Genomic DNA, 14,302 nt, shown 5'->3' with positions numbered 1-14,302 from the left:
TGCGGCGCTGCGGGTGCGGGCTCCGTGAAGAAGACGGCGGCCGGGGCGAGGTGGGCTGTCGGGACGGCCGGGATTGGACGAGAATCGGGGGCATCCGGCTCGGCCCCGGCCGAGCCCGTCCCGGCTCAGCCCCGCCCGGCCGGGCCCGGGCCCCCGGACCCCGGCAGGAGGAACCGCCCATGACCTCGACCCGCCCCGGCCCCGACTGGCTCGCCGACGCCGTGCTGTACCAGATCTACCCGCAGACCTTCGCCGACTCCGACGGCGACGGCATCGGCGACTTCGCCGGCATCGCCGAGCACCTGGATCACCTCGCCTGGCTCGGCGTCGACACGGTCTGGCTCAACCCCTGCTTCGCCTCGCCGTTCCGCGACGCCGGGTACGACGTCACCGACTACCTCACCCCCGCCCCGCGCTACGGCAGCACCGGGGACCTGGCGTCCCTGGTCGAAGCCGCCCGCCGCAAGGGCATCCGGGTCCTGCTGGACCTGGTGGCCGGGCACACCTCCGACCGCCACCCCTGGTTCCTGGCCTCCGCCGAGGACCCGTCCGACCACCGGTACATCTGGTCCGACCGCGCGGTGGACGGGTTCGTCGCCTCGCCCGGCAACCGCCTCGGCTGGTACCGGCCGAACTTCTTCGACTTCCAGCCGGCGCTCAACTTCGGCTATGCGCGCGGCAGTTCGGAGGAGCCCTGGCGGCAGGCGGTGGACGCGGAGGGCCCGCGCGCCAACCGGGCGGCACTGCACGCGATCATGGCGCACTGGCTCGGCCTCGGGGTGTCCGGCTTCCGGGTGGACATGGCGTACTCGCTGGTCAAGGACGACCCGGGCAAGGTGGAGACCGCCAAGCTCTGGACCGAGCTGCGTGACTGGCTGGACCGCACCCACCCCGAGGCCGTCCTGCTCGCCGAGTGGGGCGACCCGGCCGCGGCCGTCGCGGCCGGCTTCCACGCCGACTTCTTCCTGCACTTCGGCGGCGAGGACCACGGCCTTCCTCTGCGCTCGCTCTGGAACAACAACGGCGGGACGGTCGAGGAGTTCTGGCACCAGGAGGCCTGCTACTTCGAGGCCGAGGGCCGGGGCGCTCCGCAGCCCTTCCTGGACGCCTGGCGTTCCGCCGCCGAACTCACCGAGGGCAGCGGACACATCGTGCTGCCCACCGCCAACCACGACTTCTCCCGACTGGCCACCGGCCCGCGCACCGCGGAGCAACTCGCCCCCGCCTTCGCCTTCCTGCTCACCTGGCCGACCCTCCCGGCCGTCTACTACGGCGACGAGATCGGCATGCGCTACCTGCCGGGCCTGCCCGACACCGAGGGCAGCGTGCTCGGCCCGCGGTTCAACCGGGCCGGCTCGCGCACCCCGATGCAGTGGACGCCCGGCCCCACCGCCGGCTTCTCCGGCGCCCCGCCCGAGCGGCTGTACCTGCCGGTGGACCCGGACCCGCACCGCCCGGACGTGCTCTCCCAGCGCGCCGACCCGACCTCGCTGCTGCACACCGTCCGGCGGCTGATCGCGCTGCGCCGGACGCACCCCGGGCTGGGCGCGGTCGGCGAGGTGGAGGTCCGGCACGCCGGCTACCCGCTGGTCTACACCCGGGCCGGTCGGTACCTGGTGGCGGTCAACCCGGGCCGGGAGCCGGCGGTCGTACGGCTCGCGGGCCTGCCGGAGGGTGTCCGGCGGGCGCAGGGCGTCCGGCCGCTGGAGGTGCAGGGCGTGCGGGTGGCGGACGGGGAGCTGCGGGCGGACGGGTTCTCGTACGGGGTGTTCGAGCTGGGCTGACGGCCGGTCCGGTCGAAGCCGGGCCGCCGGCCGGTGGGGGCCCGGCTTTCGACCCGTGCCGGATGGTTGTAAGCTACATCGACAGAAGGTTGCATTCACCATCCATATTGGTTGCATTTCACACCTTCTTGATCGTTGAGAGACACCACCGGAGGACGGTACGAACACCATGAGCACACCCCGGAACCCCGCCGCGGAGCCCACCCTGGGGCACTCGCTCAAGCACCTGGCCACCCACCTGATCACCCCGCTGCTGATGTGCCTGGGCATGGCGCTCGCCTACCAGGGTGCGTTCCACCAGCCCGAGCCGCACCACCTCAAGGTGGCCGTGGTCGGCACCACGCCGCAGGCGCAGGGCCTGGCGCAGGCGATCCAGGGCAAGGCCGGGGACGCGCTCGACGTCCGCACCGTGGACGACCGGGCCGCCGCCGAGCAACAGCTGCGCGACCGGGACCTGGTGGGTGCCTTCGTCCCGGACGCCAAGAGCCCCGAGCTGATCGTCGCCAAGGGGAACTCGGACACCTCGGTGGTGGCCGCCACGGCGGTGTTCACCAACGTCACCGACCGGCAGGGCGTGCCGCTGCACGTCACCGACCTGACCACTCCGGCCGAGGGCGACCCGACCGGGCAGGGCCTGTTCTTCCTGCTGGTCGCGCTGAGCATCGGCTCCTACGCCAGCGTCGCGGCGATCGGTGCCGCCGGCGCGGCGCTGAGCCTGAAGGTGCGGGCGCTGGCCGGGGTGGCGGTCTCGCTGGTGGTCAGCGTGATCGGGATCGTCACCGCCGGGCCGGTCTTCCACGTGGTCGACCACGATCACGCCGCGATCTGGGCGCTCGGCTGGCTCTACTCGGCGGGCATCGTGCTGATCGGCATCGGCCTGCACAGCTTCCTGAAGAAGTGGACCACGCTGGCCCTGATGGTGCTGTTCGTGATGCTGAACTTCACCTCCTCCGGCGGGATCTACCGGCCCGAGCTGCAGAACGGGTTCTTCGGCGGCCTGCACGGCTTCTGGACCGGCGCCGGCTTCCTGGAGGGCGCGCGCAGCGTCATGTACTTCGACGGCGGAGCAGGCCTCGGCGGGCACGTCGTGACCCTGCTGGTCTGGCTGCTGCTCGGCGGGGCGGCCCTGGTGGCCGCGGCGGTGTACGAGGGCCGCGGGCGCCGCCCGGTGGAGACGCCCCAGGAGGCCGAGGAGGATATGGAGGAGGCGGTCGCGGTCTGACCGCACCCCTCGGAGAGGCTCCACCCGGTGCCACGGGCATCGGCACCGGGTCGGGGAACGGCGGCCCGCGCCCGGCTCCGGACAAGCCGGACGCGGGCCCCGACGCGTGCCGTCCTACCGGTACGCCGCCTGCCCGGTGAGCGCCTGGCCGACCACCAGCGTGTGGATCTCGCTGGTGCCCTCGTAGGTCAGCACCGACTCCAGGTTGTTGGCGTGCCGGATCGGCGAGTACTCCAGCGAGATGCCGTTGGCCCCGAGGACGGTGCGGCACTCGCGGGCGATCGCCAGCGCCTCGCGCACGTTGTTGAGCTTGCCGACGCTGACCTGCTCGGAGCGCAGCCGCCCGCCGTCCTTGAGCCGGCCGAGGTGGACGGCCAGCAGCGCGGAGTTGCCGAGTGCGAGCGCCATGTCGGCGAACTTGCGCTGGGTCAGCTGGAAGCCGCTGATCGGCCGGTCGAACTGGATCCGTGCGTCCGCGTACCGCAGGGCCGCCTGGAGCGAGTCCCGGGCGGCGCCGACCGCCCCGAACAGGATGCCGAACCGCGCCTCGTTCAGGCAGGACAGCGGCCCGCGCAGCCCCTTCGCCCCCGGCAGCTGCGCCTCGGCGGGCAGCCGGACGCCGTCCAGGTGCAGCTCGGAGGTGACCGAGGCGCGCAGCGACAGCTTCTGCCGGATGTCGCGGGTGGTGAAGCCGGGCGTGCCGCGCGGCACCAGGAAGCCGCGCACGCCGTCCCCGGTGTTCGCCCAGACGGTGGCGACGTCCGCGATGCCGCCGTTGGTGATCCACGTCTTGGTGCCGTCGAGGATCCAGTCCGAGCCGTTGCGCACCGCGCGGGTGCGCATCCCGGCCGGGTTGCTGCCGAAGTCCGGCTCGGTGAGCCCGAAGCAGCCGATCGCGGTGCCGGCGGCGAGCCTCGGCAGCCACTCCTGCCTCTGCTCCTCCGAGCCCCACCGGTGGATCGAGTACATCGAGAGCGAGCCCTGGACCGAGACGAAGCTGCGGAAACCGGAGTCGGCGGCCTCCAGTTCGAGGCAGGCCAGGCCGTAGGAGACGGCGTTGGTGCCGGCGCAGCCGTAGCCGTCCAGGTGCATCCCGAGCAGGCCCAGCGCGCCGAGTTCGGGGGCGAGTTCGCGGGCGAAGTGGGCGCTGTCGAACCACTCGGGCAGGTGCGGGCGGACCCGGTCGGCGAGAAACCTGGCGACGGTGGCCTGGATCTCTCGCTCCTCGTCGGTGAGGAGGGTGGCGAAGTCGATCAGGTCGAGCGGGTCGGACATGGCGGTGCCGGTGCTGTGCGGGGTGCTCATGGGCGGTCCTCGGGGTCCTTGTCGTACGGGGCGTCCAGCCAGGCGGTCAGTTCGGCGGTGTGCTCGCCGAGCCGCGGCGGCGGCAGCTGGTAGCGGGGCGGGGTGCGGGAGAGGCCGATCGGGTTGGCGACCAGGTCCAGCGGACGGCCGTCCGGGCCGGGCAGGGGCGCCCGGGGGTGCAGGCCGAGCGAGTCGGCGAGGTCGAAGGCCTCGGCCAGGTCGTTGACCGGACCGCAGGGCACGCCGAGCGGGGTGAGCACCGAGAACCACTCGGCGGCGGTGCGGCGTTCGAGCCGGGCGGTGAGCTCGCGGGCCAGCGCGGTCACGTGCGCGACCCGGTCGGAGTTGGTGGCGAAGCGCGGGTCGGTGGCCAGCTCGGGGGCGCCCACGCCCCGGCAGAGCGCGGCGAACTGCCGGTCGTTGCCGACCGCGACGACCAGCGGGCGGTCGGCGGCGGTGAACACCTCGTACGGGGCGATGGACGGGTGGCGGTTGCCGAGGATGCCCGGTACGGCCCCGGCCAGGGTGTAGCCGGCGGATTGGTTGACCAGGCCGGAGAGCAGCGTGGAGAGCAGGTTCAGCTCCACCAGCTGGCCCCGGCCGGTGGCCTCGCGCTCGCGCAGTGCGGCCAGTACGCCGACCGCCGCGTGCAGCCCGGTCAGCACGTCCACCAGCGCGACGCCGGTCTTCACCGGCTCGCCGGGGGCCGGGCCGGTCACCGACATCAGGCCGCCGACGGCCTGCACCAGCAGGTCGTAGCCGGGCAGTTCGGCGCCCCGGCCGGAGCCGAAGCCGGTGATCGAGCAGTAGACCAGCCGCGGGTTGAGGGCCCGGGCGCGGTCCGGGCCGAGGCCGTGGCGGGCCATCGTGCCGGGGCGGAAGTTCTCCACCAGCACGTCGGCGCGGCGGACGAGCTCGACGGCGCGGGCGTGGTCGGCCGGGTCGCGCAGATCGAGGGTGAGGGAGCGCTTGTTGCGGTTGACGGAGAGGAAGTAGGTGGCTTCGCCCTGGGCGTGCGGGGGGCCCCAGGCGCGGGTGTCGTCGCCGGTTCCGGGCTGCTCGACCTTGACCACGTCGGCGCCGAGGTCGGCCAGCAGCATGGTCAGGTAGGGCGCGGCGAGGACCCGGCCGAAGTCGGCGACCAGGACGCCGTCCAGCGGGAGCCCGGTCATGCCCGTTCCCCGGTCGCTTCGGCCACGGCCGTCGCGTCGCCCGAGGGGGCGTCGCCGCGCAGGTGCGGGCGGGCCAGCAGGAGGTAGAGGCCGCCGGCCGCGAGCACCACCACCGCGGAGAGCAGCACCAGGTAGTTGTCGTACCAGGCGGCGTCCGGGGTGCGGCCCCAGCAGATGTTGACGATCGCGGCGACGCCGTAGACCAGCGCGCCGGTGTTCACCGCCAGGCCCCAGCGGCCGAGCCGGAAGTCCCCGCTCGGGCGCCAGCCGCGCAGCCGGGCCCGCAGGGCGGCCAGCACCACCATCTGGAAGGCCAGGTAGATGCCGATGCTGGAGAAGGAGATGATCTTCGTGAGGGCGCCCTCGGAGAGCGCCGAGGCGCCCACGATGATCACGCCGGGCAGCGCCGCCGCGAGCAGCAGCGCGTACGGCGGCACCCACAGCCGGTCCGAGACGGTGGCCAGCAGCCGGCTGCCCGCGATCATCCGGTCCCGGGCGAAGGAGTACGCGAGCCGGCTCGCCGCCGCCTGGAGGCTCAGTACGCAGGACAGGAAGGAGATCAGCACCACGCCGATCACCACCCGGGCGCCGGCCGCGCCGAAGGCGTCGTGCAGCACCCTGGCCACCGGGTCCATGTCGTCGCCGGAGACGACCGCGCCGATGTCCTGGATCGACATCACCAGGGCCAGGCTGACCCCGATCGCCGCCGCGCCGCCGACGTAGATGGTGCGCCGCATCGACTTGGGGATCTGCCGGCCCGGGGCGGCCACCTCCTCGGCGACGTCGCCGCAGGCCTCGAAGCCGAAGAACAGGAAGACCGCGATCAGCCCGGCGGCCAGGAAGGCGTCGGTGTAGTCGCCGTCGCCGCCCGCGCCGAACCGGTCGAAGACCACGCCGAGGCCGTGGTAGCGGTGCGTCAGCAGCAGCCAGGCGCCGACCGCCAGGGCGCCGAGCAGTTCGGCGGCGAAGCCGAACACGGCCGCCGCCGACAGCACCCGGGTGCCGCCGAGGTTGATCACGGTGGCGAGCGCCAGCAGGCCGAGTGCGCACCAGACGGTCGTTGCGGTGCTCGGCTCGACGCCCAGCAGGGCGGCCACGTACGGGCCCGCGCCGTAGGAGACGGCCGCGATGGTGGACATCAGCGCCAGCAGGTAGACCCAGCCGGTCATCCAGCCCCAGGTGCGGCCCCAGAGCCGGCGCGCCCACGGGTACACCCCGCCGGCCACCGGGAACTGGGCGACCACCTCGCTGAACACCAGGGCCACCAGCAGCTGGCCGAGGCCCGCGATCAGGAAGCTCCAGACCATCGGCGGCCCGGCGGTCTGGAGCGAGGAGGCGAAGAGTGTGTACACGCCGACGACGGGGGAGAGATAGGTGAAGCCGAGCGAGAAGTTCGCCCAGGGGCTCATGTCGCGCTTGAACTCGGAGGTGTAGCCGAGGGCGGCCAGCCGTTCGCTGTCCGGGTCGTGGGAGTGGACGGTGGCACGTGCACTGGCATCGGTCATGACCTGCTCCTGGGAACGTGTCGTGATGCGTGGGGGAGCGCTACGGGGGTGATGCTCGGGCCGAGGTTGCGGGAAAACATACGAGATTGAGTTTCTAGCGGCAAGAGTGCGCGCTCGACCGGGAGGTACTCTGCGGGAAACATCCGGTCGGACGGTGATCCGGCGACGGCGATCGAGGAGGGGGCCCGTGACGACCATCGGCAGTGCGACCCCGCTGCTCAGCGCCGTCCTCGCGCCGCTCGCCGACCTCGGGCGCGCCGATGCGGTGGCCCGCCGGATCACCGAGGCGATCGCCCTCGGACTGGTCGCCGACGGGGACCAGCTGCCCAGCGAGAACGACCTGGCCGACCAGCTCGGCGTCGCCAACGGCACCGTCCGCGAGGCCCTCGCGCTGCTCCGGGAGGCCGGACTGATCGAGACCCGGCGCGGCCGCAACGGCGGCAGCTTCGTCCGCACCCCCGCCGAGGGCTCCGAACACCTCCAGCTCGCCCGGCTGCGCGACCTCGCCACCGTCGACCTGCGCGACCTCGGCGACGAGGAACTGGCCGTCTTCGGCACCGCCGCCCGGCTCGCCGCCGAACGCGCCCCGGCCGACCTCGGACCCCGGCTCACCCGGCTGGTGCACGACCTGCGCGACGCCGCCGGGCCCGCCGAGCAGCGCCGTGCCGACGCCCGCTTCCACATCGAACTCGCCGTCGCCGCCCAGTCGGTGCGGCTCACCCAGCTCGCCGTCCGGCTCCAGGCCGAACTCGGCCCGCTGCTCTGGCTGCCCGCCCCGCACGGGCCGGACCAGGAACGCTTCGCCGAGCAGCACCGGGAGATCCTGGTCGCCGTGCTGGCCGGCGACGCGGCCGGCGCCCGGGCCGCCGCAGAGGCGCATGCGGTGGCCTGCGTGCACCATCTGGTGCGGCGGCACCTGGAGTTGGCGGACGACGGCTGAGCCGGGGCCGTGCCGCCGTTCCCGGAACCCTTCCCCGCCGCCGGAGCCGTCATGACCAGCGCGTCCAGCCTCACCCTGCCCGTTGCTCGCGAGCCGGCCGCCGTCGAACGGTGCGCCCGGCACCTCGCCGCCGCCGTCGACTCGGTGCTCGCCGAACTGGACGGCCTGCGGGCGGCCGCGGCCGGCTGCTGGACCCGGGCGGCCGCCGAGGGGCGCCGGCCCGCCGCCGCCGAACTCGCCGTGGTGCACGGAGCGGTGGGTGAGCTGCTGGCGCGGCCCGGCTCGCGCTGGTTCGGCTGCGGAGCGGTCGTGGCGCCCGGTGCGCTCGCCGACGCCGACCTGCACGTGGAGTGGTGGTACCGCGGCGCGCGGGGGGTGGGGGAGCGGCGGCTGCGGCTCGCGCTCGACCCGGCGGACGCCGAGTTCTACGACTACCGGGTGCTGCCCTGGTTCGCCCGGCCCCGGGACGAGGGGCGGGCCGCGGTGGCCGGGCCGCAGGTCGACCTGCTCTGTGCCGACCGGTACGTGATGTGCTGCGCCCGGCCGGTGGTCGTCCCGGGCGCGGGCTTCGTCGGGGTGGCGGCCGGGGACGTCCCGCTGGCCGCGCTGGAGCGGCTGCTGGTGCCGCCGCTGCGGGCGCTGCCCGGCGAGGCGGCGCTGCTCGACGGCGAGGGGCGGGTGCTGGCCGCCACCACCCCGGCCCTGCCGGTGGGTTCGCTGGCGCGCGGGCTGCTCGCGGACCCGGCGGCCGAGCGGGCCGGGGTGCCGTCGGCGGCGGTGGACTGGACGGTGGTGCGCGGCTGACGGGGTGCGACCGATATGACCTTCATTTGTAAAGGTATTAGGCGTTCCGCTTCCCGCGGCCGGGTGGGGTGCTGAAGCAGCAGTCCCCGCAGAGCCCGGCACCCGGCCCCACCCGGTAGTAGAGGCAGCAGCTGTTGCGCCGGAACGCCGTGCCGCTCGGCCCGGTGTGCAGGGTGCCCGATCCGGCCAGCGGTAGACGGTCCAGCAGCTCCGCGGCCAACGCCCGTGCGGCGCCCGGCGCATGGGCGTCCAGCACCCGCAGTGTCCCGGTCAGCGCGGACGCGGCGTTGCCGAGCAGCAGGCGCGGGGAGAGCGGGGCGACCGCCCGGACGGCCGTCGCCAGCCGCTCCAGCCAGCCGAGCAGGACGACGTCGTGGAGCTGGTCGGCGAGCGTTCCGGCGGCCGGCCGGGCCGGCTCCGGGGGTGTCCACAGATCGAGCGGGCCCTGGTCCGGGATTCGCATCCAGGCGTGCTCCAGGGTCGGGACCGTCCCCAGCAGGACGGCCGAGCCCAATCCCACCGACCAGAATCGGGCGGCCAGTCCCAGATGCAGGATCGACGCGGCGACCCGGGGCTCGCCGGTGCCGAGCCGCCGCGCCACCACCCGCAGCCGCGCCGCCAACGGCGCGTCCGGACCGGTGCCGTACAGCTCGGCCAGCGGCCGGAAGCCCGCAGGCGGCCGCCCGGCCGGCGAGGTGTCGAGCGCGAAGTACGGCCCGACGGCGCCGAGCCGGGCGTAGTCGGGCGGCTGCCGGTCCGGCGCGGGGTTCAACGGCCGTCCCCTGTTCGGTCGTTGAACCCAGCGCCCGCCAGCGGCGGGATGGTCGGACGGTTCAGGGACAACGGGGCCTCCAGGTCTCCGGGCGTTCGGGGGGCGGTGCGCAGCCCCGTTCGTTGCCCGAGAGGCCCTGGCAGGCCCGGTCGGCCGGGTGTCAGCTGCGCACGGAGAAGTCACCACTGGTCGTGCGGATGAACGGTACCGTGCCCTGGCAGTCCGACACCGGCTGGCCGAACACGCCCCAGACCCAGCCCATCCGGTCCCCGCGCCGCCCGTTGTCCTCCACCGAGAGCGAGACCTTCTGGCCGACCAGCTCCAGTCCCGGGAACCAGGGCGCCTCGCCCTTGGTGACCACCCCGGTGGCGATCGCCTCCCGGCCGCCGACGGCCAGGCAGGTGATGTCCCCCTCGAAGTCGGCGACCAGCCGGCCGTCGGTGTGCACGTGGCGGACGTGGAAGTGGCCTGCGGTGCTGCGCGGATCGGTGTTGGTGGTGGTGCGGGCGTCCACCGAGATCTGCACCGGGTCGCCGTCGAAGCCCTGGAATGCGGCGGTGAGGACGGTGTTGCCGGTGCCGCGCACGCCGACCGGTCCGAAGTCGGTTGCCGACGCGGCCGGTTGCGCGGTGAGGGACGGCTGCGGGGCGGAGGCCGGTGCGGCGACGGCGGCCGGTGCGGCGGTGGCGACCGTCGCGGTCAGGAGGAGGAGCGAGACTGCGGCGGTGGCGAGGCGGCGGTTCATGGCGGTTCGTTCTCCTTCGGCGCGGTGGTTCCGACGCCACCGAGCATGCTCTTCGCCCGGTCGTGCAGACCTCCCGCTGCGGAGGGGAGTTGACGGCGGACCGCTCCCTCCCGGGGAGGAAGCCGCCTCCCCCGGGAGAGCTGCCCGTAGGCTCGGCCGGGTGCGCACCGACCCATCCTCCGTCCGGTCCGATTCCACGTGGCCGCGGTCGGCCCGGATCCGGCGGCGGCTCGCAGCCGTCGCCGCGCCGGCCCTGATGCCGCCCGTCGCGCTCGCGCAGGCGGACGCCCGCGGTGCGGCCGCGCTGCTCGCCCTGACGGCGCTGCTCGCCGCGGCGGTGGCGCTGCTGCCGTGGCCCATCGGGCGGATCACCCTCGGCAGGGCCGCCGGGGCGGTGGCCGGCGCCTCGCTGCTGGTCGACCTGGCCTACTCGGGGCCCTACCGGCTGCCCGCGTTCTGGATGCCCTTCGAGTGGCTCGCCCTGCTCGGGCTGCTCTTCCGGGCCGTCCGCCGGCTGCCCGACCGCTCGGTCTGGGCGGTCGGCGGGCTGCTCGGGCTCGCGGCCGTGCTGCTGCCGCTGCGGTTCGCCCTGCGCGTGCCGCAGGGCGGCACGGCCGGGACGGTGGGCGGGGTGCTGCTCTCGTTGCCGCCGGTGCTCGGCGTCGCGGGCGCGGCCCTCTACCTGCGGGTCCTGGACGCCCGCCGGGAGCGGGCGGTGGCCCGGGCCCGGCGCGAGCAGCGGCTCGAAGTGGCCCGGGGGCTGCACGACTTCGTCGCCCACGAGATCACCGGCATCGTGCTGGAGGCCCAGGCCGGCCAACTCCCGGGCCAGGAGGCGGAGGAGACGGTCGCACTGCTGCGCCGCCTGGAGGAGGCCGGGCTGCGGGCACTGGACTCGATGGACGAGATGGTCGGTGCCCTGCGCGAGCCGGGCGGTCCGGACGCTCCGGAGGACCGGGGTGGCCGAGCCTTCGACCGGGGGGACCGGGGGGACCGGGCGGAGCGGGAGGAGTGGACCGACGGGGCGACCACGCGCCGGCTGGGCCTGGCCGACCTCCCCGAGCTGGTCGCCCGCTTCGGCACCACGGGCGGCCTGCGCGCCACCGCGGAGCTGGCGCCCGGCACCGCCGGCCGGCTCTCCGCCGAGGCCGAGGCGACCGCGTACGCCGTCGTCCTGGAGGCCCTCACCAACATCCGCCGGCACGCCCCGCAGGCCACCGAGGTCACCGTCCGGGTGGCCGCCGGTGAGGACGGCGCCGTCGAGCTGACCGTCACCGACGACGCCGGTCCCGCCCGCAAGCCGCTGCTGCGCCGCCGCCCGGGCGCCGGCGGCACCGGCCTGGCCGGACTCACCGCCCGCGCCGCCGCCCACGGGGGATCGCTGACCGCCGGCCCGGGCACGTCCGCGGGCTGGCGGGTCAGCTGCTCCCTGCCGGGGCGCTGAGGAGCACGTCCTGCGGCGCCGGCCTGATCGCCCGGCGCCGCTTCCGGGGGCGCCGCGGGGTCAGTGGCCGCGGCCGCCGCCGCGGGTGCCGCGCGGACGGGTCAGGGTGAAGCGGTCGACCGGGACGAGGTCCCCGTACGGACCGCTGACGGAGTAGTAGGTGACGCCGATGGTGGTCTGCCCGTTGCGACCGCCCGGGTCGACGTCGAAGGACGCGAAGCCGTACGGGTTGTCGGCGTCCCGGAAGGCGGACCACGGGGCGTCCTCGGTCACGTACACCGGCGGGCGCTTGCCGGTGGCCGGGTCGGGGGCGCCGACGCCGGTGATCACCCGGGCCTTGGCGGGGCTGAAGAAGAGCTGGTTGGACGGGGCCGAGGTGCCGCCACCGCCGATGACCATGTGGACGGTGCCCTTGGTGGTGTCGATGGTCTCGGTGTCGGTGGAGACCGGGACCGGCGTGCGGGTGTCGGTCGGCTGCTGGCCGCGGATCGGGTGCGAGCGCTCGTAGTGGTGCTCGTGGCCGCAGACCACCAGGTCCACGCCGTACTTGTCGAACAGCGGCACCCAGGTCTCGCGGACGCCGAGGTCGGCGCCGTTGAACCTGTCGGCGGTGGAGATCACCACCTGGTGCATGCAGACCACGATCCAGTCGATCGCCGGGTCCGCGTTGGCCGCGATCAACTCCCGTTCCAGCCAGCGCTGCTGGGCGCCGCCTGAGTAGCCGCGGACGTAGCTGTTGCCGCCGTCCTGGTAGGCCACGTCGTCGTTGTTGAGGCTGATCACCCGCACCGAGCCGGCCGTGAAGGAGTACCACAGGCCGTGCGTCTCCGTGTCGGAGCGGGCGTCCGGCAGCTCGAAGTACGCCTGGTAGGCGCCGAATCCGATCGGGCCGTTGCCCTTCTCGTTCTCGTGGTTGCCGGCCGCGGGCATCCAGGGGCGGTGGCGGGCCGAGCGGCTGTTGTTCTCGAACCAGTCGGACCAGGTGCGGACCCGGTCGGTGGCGATGTTCGCGTAGCAGAGGTCGCCGTTGAGCAGGTGGAACAGCGGGGCGATCCGCTCGACCCCGGCGGTGGTGTCGCCGGCGGCGGGGCTGCCGAGGTTGTCGTTCACGTAGCCGTTGGCGGTCTTCCTGCCGAGGGTGGGGGTGCCCTGGTCGCCGAAGCTGGTGAAGGTGAAGGCGGACCGGCCCCGCGGGGCGGTGCGGACGGTGCCGAGTTCGGGGGTGGTGCCGTCGTGGACGGCGGCGTAGACGTAGTCCGTGTCGGCGTGCAGGCCGGTCAGCCGGGCGTGGTGCACCTGGACCTCGGTGCCGGAGGCGGCGTCCCGGTAGGTGCGGGTCGCGGCCTGGACCGTCCGGCCGAAGCCGCTGTTCGAAGTCCCGTACATCACGCGCGGGTTGCCGACGGACCTGGTGGTGTGCCAGGAGACGACCACCTCGCGCGAGGCGTCCGAGCCGAACTGGAGGTGCAGGCCGGCCACGCGCGGCGCGCCGGAGCGGTCCGGTCGCTGCCACAGCACCGGGGAAGCGGCGGCGGGGGTGGCCGCGATGCCGGAGAGGGACACGGCACCACCGAGACCGACGCCGGTCGCACCGGCCAGGAGCCCGCGCCTGCTGACGGAGAGACGTCCACTGGAATCGTTCATGGCGGCCAGCTCACCGGACGAAGGTGAACCGGGCCCGGTCCGCCGCGTGAACTTTCCCGTCCGGCGGCCGTGCGCCACACTGCTGGGCGTGACGAGTACGAACGGCGAGGGCTTGCGGGTGATCCGTACCCTGATCGCGGACGACCAGGAGGCCGTCCGGCGCGGCGTGCGGCGGATCCTGACGGCCCAACCGGACATCGAGGTGGTGGGCGAGGCGGCGGACGGGCTCGCCGCGCTGGAACTGGCGGCCGAACTGCGGCCGGACGTCGCTCTGGTGGACATCCGGATGCCGCGGATGGACGGACTGGAGCTGACCCGGCGGCTGGCCGGGCCCGGGGTGGCGGAGCCGGTGCGGGTGGTGGTGCTGACCACCTTCGACCTGGACGAGTACGTGTACCCGGCCCTGCGGCACGGGGCGTCCGGCTTCCTGCTGAAGCGTTCCGGCCCGTCCCTGCTGGCGGAGGCAGTACGGGCGGCGGCGGACGGGGAGAGCCTGATCAGCCCGTCGGTCACGGTCCGGCTGCTGCGGCACGTGACGGCGCCGCGCCGCCCGGAGCGCCGCCGGCCGGGGCTCGTGGTGCCGCTGACCGAGCGGGAGGTGGAGATCGCCGGGCACGTCGCGGCGGGCCGCACCAACGCGGACATCGCCGCGGAGCTGTTCATCTCGCCGGGGACGGTCAAGACCCACGTCGCCAGCATCCAGCGCAAGCTCGGGGTGGCGAACCGGGTCGGAATCGCGGTGCACGCCTGGGAGATGGGCTGGGCGGGCGCGCGGTAGCCGAGGGGCGTACGGACGGGTGCGCGTCCACGGGGCCGAGGGGATGCTCCGTGGACGCGCTGAACCTACGAGGTTGGGGTGGCCTCCGGACGTAATGTCCTCCGGCCGGTAGTTCGATCGTCGACCGAGGTAGTAATTCAGCGGCAGACCCTGATCCGTCTCGATCCGTCGCCACTGCCTCCTGCGG

The 14,302-nt window shown here is 74.4% G+C and carries 12 protein-coding genes; 6 read left to right on the top strand and 6 right to left on the bottom strand.

Going from position 1 to position 14,302, the window contains the following annotated elements; all coding sequences use genetic code 11:
• The first annotated feature begins 179 nt into the window (after nt 1–179).
• Together AB0O11_RS30455 and AB0O11_RS30450 are read left to right on the top strand one after the other, a co-directional pair.
• Entirely contained in the window at nt 180–1,784 is a 1,605-nt protein-coding gene (locus tag AB0O11_RS30455; protein ID WP_363393421.1) for an alpha-amylase family glycosyl hydrolase, read from the top strand.
• Between the two features lie 169 nt (nt 1,785–1,953).
• Nucleotides 1,954–3,006 (top strand): hypothetical protein, encoded by a 1,053-nt coding sequence (locus tag AB0O11_RS30450; protein ID WP_363393419.1) that lies wholly within the window; start codon nt 1,954–1,956, stop codon nt 3,004–3,006.
• A gap of 114 nt (nt 3,007–3,120) precedes the next feature.
• Here AB0O11_RS30450 and AB0O11_RS30445 read toward each other — a convergent pair whose 3' ends face one another.
• From AB0O11_RS30445 to AB0O11_RS30435, 3 genes are read right to left on the bottom strand one after another with little or no spacing between them, the layout of a single operon-like run.
• Entirely contained in the window at nt 3,121–4,281 is a 1,161-nt protein-coding gene (locus AB0O11_RS30445) for an acyl-CoA dehydrogenase family protein (RefSeq protein ID WP_363393494.1), read from the bottom strand.
• Nucleotides 4,282–4,307: 26 nt separating this feature from the next.
• Nucleotides 4,308–5,483 (bottom strand): CoA transferase, encoded by a 1,176-nt coding sequence (locus tag AB0O11_RS30440; protein WP_363393417.1) that lies wholly within the window; start codon nt 5,481–5,483, stop codon nt 4,308–4,310.
• A complete protein-coding gene (locus tag AB0O11_RS30435) occupies nt 5,480–6,988 on the bottom strand; it encodes an amino acid permease (protein WP_363393415.1) in 1,509 nt (502 codons plus the stop codon). The genes AB0O11_RS30440 and AB0O11_RS30435 overlap by 4 nt, the downstream gene beginning before the upstream one ends.
• A 187-nt stretch (nt 6,989–7,175) precedes the next feature.
• Between AB0O11_RS30435 and AB0O11_RS30430 the strand changes: the two genes are divergently transcribed.
• Both AB0O11_RS30430 and AB0O11_RS30425 read left to right on the top strand, forming a co-directional pair.
• Nucleotides 7,176–7,928, top strand: coding sequence for an FCD domain-containing protein (locus AB0O11_RS30430; RefSeq protein ID WP_363393413.1), 753 nt, complete (start codon nt 7,176–7,178; stop codon nt 7,926–7,928).
• A 51-nt stretch (nt 7,929–7,979) separates the two neighbouring features.
• Nucleotides 7,980–8,732: a cache domain-containing protein gene (locus tag AB0O11_RS30425; RefSeq protein ID WP_363393411.1), complete on the top strand. Its 753-nt coding sequence runs from the start codon at nt 7,980–7,982 to the stop codon at nt 8,730–8,732.
• Between the two features lie 37 nt (nt 8,733–8,769).
• Here AB0O11_RS30425 and AB0O11_RS30420 read toward each other — a convergent pair whose 3' ends face one another.
• Both AB0O11_RS30420 and AB0O11_RS30415 read right to left on the bottom strand, forming a co-directional pair.
• Entirely contained in the window at nt 8,770–9,504 is a 735-nt protein-coding gene (locus tag AB0O11_RS30420; protein WP_363393410.1) for a (2Fe-2S)-binding protein, read from the bottom strand.
• A 160-nt stretch (nt 9,505–9,664) separates the two neighbouring features.
• Nucleotides 9,665–10,249, bottom strand: coding sequence for a hypothetical protein (locus AB0O11_RS30415; RefSeq protein ID WP_363393408.1), 585 nt, complete (start codon nt 10,247–10,249; stop codon nt 9,665–9,667).
• A gap of 160 nt (nt 10,250–10,409) precedes the next feature.
• On the opposite strand from AB0O11_RS30415, the gene AB0O11_RS30410 reads away from it, so the two are divergent.
• The gene (locus tag AB0O11_RS30410; protein ID WP_363393406.1) at nt 10,410–11,693 is read left to right on the top strand and encodes an ATP-binding protein; all 1,284 of its coding nucleotides are present in this window, start codon (nt 10,410–10,412) and stop codon (nt 11,691–11,693) included.
• 60 nt (nt 11,694–11,753) lie between these two features.
• On the opposite strand, the gene AB0O11_RS30405 is transcribed toward AB0O11_RS30410, so the two are convergent.
• Nucleotides 11,754–13,337, bottom strand: coding sequence for a metallophosphoesterase family protein (locus tag AB0O11_RS30405; protein WP_363393404.1), 1,584 nt, complete (start codon nt 13,335–13,337; stop codon nt 11,754–11,756).
• Nucleotides 13,338–13,425: 88 nt separating this feature from the next.
• Between AB0O11_RS30405 and AB0O11_RS30400 the strand changes: the two genes are divergently transcribed.
• Nucleotides 13,426–14,115: a response regulator transcription factor gene (locus AB0O11_RS30400; protein ID WP_363393402.1), complete on the top strand. Its 690-nt coding sequence runs from the start codon at nt 13,426–13,428 to the stop codon at nt 14,113–14,115.
• Nucleotides 14,116–14,302 lie beyond the last annotated feature (187 nt).

Source organism: Kitasatospora sp. NPDC093102, assembly GCF_040683915.1.
In the GTDB taxonomy this organism is placed as follows: domain Bacteria; phylum Actinomycetota; class Actinomycetes; order Streptomycetales; family Streptomycetaceae; genus Kitasatospora.
The sequence above is the reverse complement of the archived record's forward strand: the minus strand, read 5'-3'. Positions and strand labels throughout refer to the sequence as shown.